We start from the raw sequence: 7,554 nt of genomic DNA, 5'->3' as shown, positions 1-7,554 counted from the left end.
AGCGTCTTCTGCAGCAGGATGAGCTGCGGCTGGATCGTCAGCTCGTAGCGCTGCGCGGTGCGGAACAGCTTCAGCAGCACTTCCCCGAGCGAGATCTCGCTCAACGGCCGTGTGAAATACGGCTCGCACACCGCGCGCGCCACCGCCTCGAGTTCGTCGATGCGGATGTGCGACGGCATCCAGCCGGCCTTGACGTGCAGTTCCGCGATGCGGTGGTAGTCGCGGTTGAAGATCGCCATGAAGTTCTCGGCGAGGTAGTATTGGTCCTCGGTCGAGAGCTGGCCCATGATCCCGAAATCCAGCGCGATGAAGCGCGGATCCGCCTTGCGCGCGGGGTCGGCGTCGACCCAGATGTTGCCGGCGTGGGCGTCGGCGTGGAAGAAGTTGTCGCGGAACACCTGGGTGTAGAACACCCGCACGCCCTTGGCCGCGAGCGCGCGCCGATCGACGCCCGCCGCGTCCAGCGCGGCGATGTCGTCGGAAGGAATGCCGTGCACGCGCTCCATGGTCAGCACGCGCTCGCTGGTGTGCGACCACAGGATTTCCGGCACGTAGAGATCGTCCGAATCCTTCCAGAAGCGCCGCATCACGCTGGCGTTGGCGCCCTCGCGCTGGAGATCCAGTTCGGCCGCCAGGGTGGATTCGATCTCGGCCACGATCTCGCGCGGGCGGATCTTGTCGGCGCTGGGATGGGCGCGCTCGACCAGCGCGGCCACCGACTTGAGCAGGGCGATGTCGGCGGCAATCTGCTTCTCGATGCCCGGCCGCAACACCTTGACCACCACCTCGCGCCCGCCCGGCAAGGTCGCCGCATGCACCTGCGCGATGGAGGCCGACGCCAGCGGCGAGGTGTCGAAGGCGGCGAAGGCTTCGCCGACCGGGCGCCCGAGCGCCTGTTCGACGATCAGGCGCGCGGCGTCGCCGTCGAAAGGCTGCACGCGATCCTGCAGCAGCGCCAGTTCCTCGGCGACGTCGGGCGGGACGAGATCGCGGCGGGTGGAGAGGATCTGGCCGAACTTGACGAAGATCGGCCCCAGTTCCTGCAGCGCCAGGCGCAGGCGCGCGCCACGCGGCTGCGCGGCGATTTCGGCCGAGGCGCGCGGCACGAACGGGCGCGCCAGTTTCAGCCAGCGCTCGGCCGGGGTGTCGTCGAGCAGATCGTCCAGTCGATAGCGCAGCAGCACCCGGCCAATCTTGCTGGCCCGCAGCACCGGCCTCATGCGGCGCTCCCGCGCCGGGCGGCCAGCCGCTGCACGCGCGCGGCCAGGCGTTCGACATCGTCGCGCAATGCGTCGACGTCATCATGGAAGGCGTTCAGCTCGGCGCGCGCGACCACGTCGCGCGATTCCTCGGTGAGGTATTCGGCGGTGTTCTCCGCGAATCCACGCGCGGCGGCGCGGGCCTGGCGCAGGCCGGCGCGCAGCGCGTTGGCGATCTGCACGCCGAGGATGTCGCCGAAGGCGGCGGTGAACGGTTGCTGCCAGTCCGGATCGAACCGTTCGGCCAGGGTCTGCAGCCGGCGCGCCAGATCGGCGTCGCCGGAAATGCGCATGCGGCCCACCGGCGCGGCGTTGTCGCGCCTCAGGAAGGGCAGTTGCGACAGCACGCCTCCCAGAGTGGCGCGCACGGCCAGATCCGGTTCGAGCACCTCATGGACCGGGCCGATCTGCAGTTCACCGCCCCCGACCCGTATCCCCATCGCCAGCGCGGGCGCTTCCAGGGCCAGCACCACCCGGCGTCCTTCCAGTGGCGCCAGGCCGGCACGGGTATCGGGATCCAGGGCCAGCGCGCGATTGAGCGCCGTTTCCAGCGCGCGGCCGGCGAAGGGCTTGAGCAGATCGAAGGGAGAGGCGGACATGCCGCCATTCTACCCATACGCCCTGCCCGGCATCGCCGGCCGCGGCCGGACGGCCGGCGTGCTAGACGCTGCGACCGCGGAACAGGGAAATGATGGCCAGGATCAGGAAGACGACGAACAGGATCCAGGCGATGTTGCTCGCGGCGCCGGCGATGCCGCTGAAACCGAGCACCGCCGCGATCAGCGCGATAACAAAGAAAATGACGGCATAGCGCAGCATGGGATCTCCTGAAACATGGACGCGCTCCATTCGGCGCACGCCCATGCTGGAGGCCCCGGGGTCACGGAGGAGTGACGGCGGTGTTGTCGCGGAGTGATGACTTCAGCCGGATGATGCCTTCGTTAAACGAAACGCGTGGCACGTAGCCGAAGTCTTCCCGCGCCGGCGTCATGTCGTACCAATGCGTGGTGCTGAGCTGTTCGGCCAGGAAGCGGGTCATCGGCGGTTCGCCCTTCAGGGGCAGCAGCGTCCACAGCGCTTCGCAGACGGCGCCGATGCGGAAGGCCGCCTTGAACGACAGATGCCTGTCCACGCCGGGCGCGCCGGCCGCGGCCAGCAGGGTGTTCAGCAGTTCGCCCATCGGCTTGGGTTCGCCGTTGGAGATGAAATACGCCTTGCCGGCGCAGCGCGCGCCCGGTGCCAGGTGCTCGAAGGCATCGAAATGCGCCTGCGCGGCGTTGTCGATGTAGGTGGTGTCCACCCGGTTGTTGCCGTCGCCGACGATGCGCAGGCGGCCGGATCTGGCGCGTTCCACCAGCCGCGGCAGGATCTGGTGATCGCCCGGCCCCCAGATCAGGCGCGGACGCAGCGCCACGGTCGCCAGATCGGGGCCGTTCGCGGCCAGCACCGCTTTTTCGGCAATGAGTTTGGTGGTGGCGTACGGCGCCTTGAAGCCTTCGCCATACGGCACGTTGTCGGCGGTGCCGCCTTCCACCGGATGGGTGGCGCGATGGGTCACGCTCGGGGTGGAGGTGTAGATCAGCCGGCGGATGCCATGCTGGCGGCAGGCCGCCAGCACGTTTTCGGTGCCGACCACGTTGGCCTGGTGATAGAGCTTGTAGGCGCCCCACGCGCCCGCCTTGGCGGCGTTGTGGAAGATCGCGTCGACGCCGGCCGCCGTGTGCATCAGCGCGTGCGCGTCGGCCAGATCCCCCTGCACCTGGCCTACGCCGAGCGCCGCCAGCGCCGGATAGTGGCCGCGATTGAAGCTGATGACGTGGTGCCCGCGCTCGACCAGGCCACGGCACAGGGCTTGGCCGAGGAATCCGCCGCCGCCGGTGACCAGGATCTTCATGCGCGTCGCTCCCCTTGCTGCGCCGCCCAGACCGCCAGCTTCTCGCGGCCGATCTTGGCGTTGTGGCGGATGTCCACCGGAAAGCCCGGATGGCACAGGAAAGTCTCGATGCCGGCCGTGTGCGGATGCCGTCGCGCGAGCGCGCGCAGGTCGTCGGCGACCGCGTCGCGACGCATCGCCGCCACTTCGGGCAACAGTTCGAAGCACAGCACCGGCCGCTGGCGCCCGGGCTCGCCCACGCCGACCAGCGCGGTGCGGCGCACGTCCGGATGAGTGTTGAAGATCGGCTCGGCCTGTTCGGTGTAGAGCGGGCCGCGCGCGGTTTCCACGCGCTGGGTCTTGCGGCCGCAGAACCACAGGCGTCCCTGCGCGTCGAAGTAGCCGACGTCGCCCATGCGGTGGACGATGCGTTCGCTGCCGTCACTCGTGCGCTCGCGGATCTTGGCGATGCGGGTGGCGGCGTCGCGATTGAAATAGCTGTCGGTGGCGGTCGGCCCGGCCACGGTGATCTCGCCCACTTCGCCATCCGGCAACGGCTCGGCCTGCGACCAGTCGGCGATGGCGCCGTCGTCGATGCGGATGATGCGCACCTGGTTGGGCGGCACCGGCCGGCCCACGCAGGTGCCGGCGCCGGCCTCGGTGGCCTCGCGCGTGGCTTCCAGCTCGCGTCCCTCGATCACCGCCACCGGCAGGCACTCGGTCGCGCCGTACGGGGTCCAGAACTGCGCGTCATCCGGCAGCAGCGCGCGGATCCGGGCCACCGTATCCGGCGGCACCGGCGCACCGGCCGAGGTCACCCGGCGCACCGTCGGCAGGGCCTGGCCGTGGTCGGCCAGCACCTTCATCAGGGCCGGCGAACCGAACAGCTGGGTGACGCCGAACCGCGCGATCGCCGCATGCAGTTTTTCCGGATCGGCATTGGCCGGCCGGGTGGGATCCATGTCAGGGATGATCGAGGTCAGGCCGAGCGCCGGGTCGAACAGAGCGAACGGCGGAAAGGTCGGCAGATCCACGCCGCCCGGCTGCATGGCGAAGGCCTCGCGCAGCAGATCGATCTGGCCGGCGAAATGGCGATGCCGGTACACCACGCCCTTGGGCACGCCGGTCGAGCCGCTGGTGAACAGGATCGCCGCCATGTCGTCCGGCGCGGTGTCCGCCAGTTGCGGGCCGGCACCCTCGCCCTGGCTCTCCACCCGCGCCAGCGTCGTGCCGCCCCAGCCCCAGCGCGTGCCGACGGTGACGATGCGGCGCGCGCGGCGCGCCCAGCCCAGCAGCAGGCGCGCGATCTGGGCCAGCGGGATGCCGATGAAGGCTTCCGGTTCGGCTTCGTCCAGGCATTGCTTCAGCGCGCGCCTGTCGATGCCCGGATCCACCAGCACCGGCACCGCGCCGGCCTTGAACAGGGCGAACATCAGCAGGAAGAACTCCGGCGTGGGCCGGACCATGACCACCGTGCGGGTACCGCGGCCGATTCCATAGCGGCCCAGTCCGGCGGCGATGGCGTCGCTGCGGGCGTCCAGTTGGGCATAGGTCAGCACCGGGGCGTAGCGGCCGTCGGCGCCGGGGCAGCGCATCGCGACGCGGTCGGGCTGCTCCCGGGCCAGCCGTGGCAGGGTGGCGGCGATATTGCAGGGTTCGGTCATCCGCGCATTGTCGCCGCTGGACGGTACTTGCGTCAGCCGAGGGAGGCCTCACAATTCCGCACCCCTTTTTCCCGCTTCGCGCACGGCCCGAGCTTCCCATGCATCCCTGCCTGACCTGCGGCGCCTGCTGCGCCTACTTCCGCGTCAGTTTCCACTGGAGCGAGACCGATCCCGCCCTGGGCGGACCGGTGCCGGCCGAACTCACCGAGCCCTTCGACCCGCACCGCGTGGTCATGCGGGGCACCTGGGAACAGAAGCCGCGCTGCGTGGCGCTGGATGCGGAGATCGGCGTGCGTTCGCGTTGCAGCATCCATCCGCAGCGTCCGACCGTGTGCCGCGACGTGCCGGCCTCCTGGGAATTCGGCGAACCGAGTCCGCAATGCGACAAGGCCCGCATCGCCTGGGGCCTGCCGGCCCTGACCGCGGCGGACTGGCGCTGGCGCGACGGCGCGGCCAACGACGACGACAGCAATCCCGACGATCACGACAACGATCCGTCGACGCCGCTGCCGCCGATCCGGGCGGCCTGAGCCGGACACCCGCGGGCGGTCGCGCTCAGCCCTCGAGCGGATGCCGTTCGAGGAAATCGCGGATCAGCGGCACCAGTTCGGTCGCCTTGTCTTCCAGCACGTAGTGGCCGGCGTCGTCCCAGGCGTGCACTTCCGCCTGCGGCAGCGCGGCGCGGAAACCGGCCAGGAAGTGCTTGTCGAACACGAAGTCCTGCAGGCCCCAGCCGAGCAGCGCCGGGCGATCGGCGAATTCCGGCAACCGGCGGCCGGCTTCCTCCAGCAGCGCCCAGGCCTTGTCACCCGGCCCCAGCGGGATGTCCTGCATGAAACGCACCGTGGAGATGCGGTTGGCCCAGCTGTCATAGGGCGAGACGTAGGCGCGGCGGACATCGGCCGGCATCCGGTTCTCCACGCCCAGATAGGAAGCGCCGCTGGAGAACGCATTGAACGCGCGGATGATGAAGGCGCCGAACTTCCAGTCGCGGCCCAGCGCGATCTGCCACGGCATCGGCTTGGCCCGCGGCAGCGGGAACGCGGCGGTGTTGGTGATCACCAGCCGCTTGACCTGGGCGGCGTGCGAAAGCGCCCAGCCGAAGCCGATCATGCCGCCCCAGTCATGCACGGCGAGGGTGACCGGACCGGTGATGCCCAGGTGGCGCAGCAGCGCGGCCAGGTCGTCCACGCGCGACTGCAGGGTGTAGTCGTAGCGATCGTCGGACGGCTTGTCCGAAAAACCCATGCCGACATGGTCCGGCACGATGCAGCGGTAGCGATCGGCCAGGCCCGTGACCAGGTTCCGCCAGTAATAGCTCCACGACGGATTGCCGTGCAGCATCACCACCACCTCGCCGTCACGCGGGCCTTCGTCCAGATAGCTCATGGACAGCCCGGGGCGGACTTCGAAACGCTGGGGGGTGAAGGGATATCCGGGAAGATTCATCGCACGGTGCCGCGGTAAACAAAAGGGCCGGCGAACCGGCCCTCGGGAAAGGTCAGTGGGCCGGCGTCACCAGACCACTTCGGCCATCGAGCAGTTCAGTCCGGAACCGATGCCGAGCAGGGCGATGCGATCGCCCTTCTTCAGGCGGCCCAGCTCCTTCAGCTTGCTCAGCACGATCGGCACGCTGGCCGGGCCGATGTTGCCGTGCTCGCCGAAGATGGTCAGCACCTTCTTCGGGTCGATGCCGAAGGCCTTGATGAAGGCGGCGGTGTGGACCTGGCTGACCTGGTGGATGACGAACTGATCCAGTTCGTCCACCGCCCAGCCCAGCGCCTGCTTGGCGGCGATGAAGGTCTTCTGCGCCAGCTTGATGCCCTCGATCAGCAGCATGCGGGTGTCGGTGACCATGCGGTCCAGGTTGCCGCGGCAGAGCTTGTTCCACTCGGTCGCCGAGCGGGTCACGCCACCCTTGTAGCGCGGCGCCTCGGGCACCAGTTCGGCGCGCGCCATCACCATCGCGGCGGCGCCGCAGCCCAGCGTCAGCGTGGCCAGCTCGTTGCGGAACTGCTCTTCGGTGATGTCCGGCGTGGTCATCCGCTCGAGCGTCTTCTTGTAGGCCAGGTTGGCGGTCTCGCCATCCACGACCAGGGCGTAGTCGATCTCGCCGCGCTCGAGCATGCGGGCGGCGATGTCCATGCCGTTGATGAAGGCCAGGCAGGCGTTGGCCACGTCGAAGTTCTGGCAGTGCTCACTCAGGCCGAGGTTGCCCGAGACGATGCTGGCGGTGGACGGCTCCAGGTAGTCGCGGCTGACCGAGGTGTTGACCAGCAGGCCGATGCGATCAGCCGACACGCCGGCGTCTTCCAGCGCCTTGCGCGCCGCCAGGGTAGCCACGTCGGACGCCTGCTGCTCGTCGTCCCAAAGACGGCGCGCATGGATGCCGGCGATGTCGCCGAGCACGTCCGTGCGGATGCCCAGGCGCTCGAGCGTGGGCTTGAGCTGCTCGTTGATTTCCTTGGAGGTCAGCGTGTGTGGCGCATCGACGTGCGCCAGTCCCGCGATGGAGACGTTCTTGAAGAGCATCGAAAGTAGCGCCAAGGCTCAGGCGGAAGGGGGCGACAAGGTTACCGGCTTCCGGACTTCACCGCATCTTTATGAAAGCCATGACAGGGAAGCCCAGGGGGCAATTTTAGTGATGGCCATCACATTTTCCGTACGCTACCGTCTGGCGAAGGCCGGCCCGCTCCGGATAGGGCTCGTCGTCCGGGCTTCCGGTCCACGCCGCAAGGGGCGCCGCGCGACGGCGGCG

8 protein-coding genes are annotated in these 7,554 nt (G+C 69.1%); 1 reads left to right on the top strand and 7 read right to left on the bottom strand.

All coding sequences use genetic code 11. The features are described from left to right. From ubiB to oleC, 5 genes are all read right to left on the bottom strand, one after another. The coding region (ubiB, locus tag ACTHN1_RS06410; RefSeq protein ID WP_440470125.1) for a 2-polyprenylphenol 6-hydroxylase at positions 1 to 1,220 on the bottom strand (1,220 nt) is incomplete at its 3' end. After that, positions 1,217 to 1,858: a ubiquinone biosynthesis accessory factor UbiJ gene (locus ACTHN1_RS06405; protein ID WP_440470124.1), complete on the bottom strand. Its 642-nt coding sequence runs from the start codon at positions 1,856 to 1,858 to the stop codon at positions 1,217 to 1,219. The genes ubiB and ACTHN1_RS06405, both read right to left, overlap by 4 nt. Positions 1,859 to 1,919: 61 nt before the next feature. Then, positions 1,920 to 2,078: a DUF1328 domain-containing protein gene (locus ACTHN1_RS06400; protein WP_141454537.1), complete on the bottom strand. Its 159-nt coding sequence runs from the start codon at positions 2,076 to 2,078 to the stop codon at positions 1,920 to 1,922. A 61-nt stretch (positions 2,079 to 2,139) separates the two neighbouring features. Beyond that, the gene (gene oleD, locus ACTHN1_RS06395) at positions 2,140 to 3,153 is read right to left on the bottom strand and encodes a 2-alkyl-3-oxoalkanoate reductase (protein ID WP_440470123.1); all 1,014 of its coding nucleotides are present in this window, start codon (positions 3,151 to 3,153) and stop codon (positions 2,140 to 2,142) included. Beyond that, positions 3,150 to 4,796, bottom strand: a complete 1,647-nt coding sequence (oleC, locus tag ACTHN1_RS06390) for an olefin beta-lactone synthetase (RefSeq protein WP_440470122.1) — start codon at positions 4,794 to 4,796, stop codon at positions 3,150 to 3,152. The genes oleD and oleC overlap by 4 nt, the downstream gene beginning before the upstream one ends. Positions 4,797 to 4,894: 98 nt before the next feature. Here oleC and ACTHN1_RS06385 point away from each other — a divergent pair, with 98 nt between their 5' ends. Further along, entirely contained in the window at positions 4,895 to 5,326 is a 432-nt protein-coding gene (locus ACTHN1_RS06385; protein ID WP_440470121.1) for a YkgJ family cysteine cluster protein, read from the top strand. Between the two features lie 25 nt (positions 5,327 to 5,351). On the opposite strand, the gene ACTHN1_RS06380 is transcribed toward ACTHN1_RS06385, so the two are convergent. Together ACTHN1_RS06380 and ACTHN1_RS06375 are read right to left on the bottom strand one after the other, a co-directional pair. Continuing rightward, on the bottom strand, positions 5,352 to 6,245 hold the full coding sequence (locus tag ACTHN1_RS06380) for an alpha/beta fold hydrolase (protein ID WP_440470120.1): 894 nt from the start codon (positions 6,243 to 6,245) through the stop codon (positions 5,352 to 5,354). A 66-nt stretch (positions 6,246 to 6,311) separates the two neighbouring features. Next, positions 6,312 to 7,328 carry a 3-oxoacyl-ACP synthase III gene (locus ACTHN1_RS06375; protein ID WP_440470119.1) on the bottom strand — a complete coding sequence of 339 codons (1,017 nt, stop codon included), beginning with the start codon at positions 7,326 to 7,328 and terminating at the stop codon, positions 6,312 to 6,314. Positions 7,329 to 7,554: the final 226 nt, after the last annotated feature.

This window comes from Pseudoxanthomonas sp. (assembly GCF_051953815.1).
In the GTDB taxonomy this organism is placed as follows: Bacteria; Pseudomonadota; Gammaproteobacteria; order Xanthomonadales; family Xanthomonadaceae; genus Pseudoxanthomonas_A.
This window is presented reverse-complemented; position numbering and strand designations above follow the sequence as displayed.

Excerpts from the sequence above, each read along its gene's own strand:
- ACTHN1_RS06400 (WP_141454537.1), bottom strand. The coding sequence starts at position 2,078 with ATGCTGCGCTATGCCGTCATTTTCTTTGTTATCGCGCTGATCGCGGCG.
- ACTHN1_RS06405 (WP_440470124.1), bottom strand. The coding sequence starts at position 1,858 with ATGTCCGCCTCTCCCTTCGATCTGCTCAAGCCCTTCGCCGGCCGCGCG.
- oleC (WP_440470122.1), bottom strand. The coding sequence starts at position 4,796 with ATGACCGAACCCTGCAATATCGCCGCCACCCTGCCACGGCTGGCCCGG.
- ACTHN1_RS06375 (WP_440470119.1), bottom strand. The coding sequence starts at position 7,328 with ATGCTCTTCAAGAACGTCTCCATCGCGGGACTGGCGCACGTCGATGCG.
- ACTHN1_RS06385 (WP_440470121.1), top strand. The coding sequence starts at position 4,895 with ATGCATCCCTGCCTGACCTGCGGCGCCTGCTGCGCCTACTTCCGCGTC.
- ACTHN1_RS06380 (WP_440470120.1), bottom strand. The coding sequence starts at position 6,245 with ATGAATCTTCCCGGATATCCCTTCACCCCCCAGCGTTTCGAAGTCCGC.
- oleD (WP_440470123.1), bottom strand. The coding sequence starts at position 3,153 with ATGAAGATCCTGGTCACCGGCGGCGGCGGATTCCTCGGCCAAGCCCTG.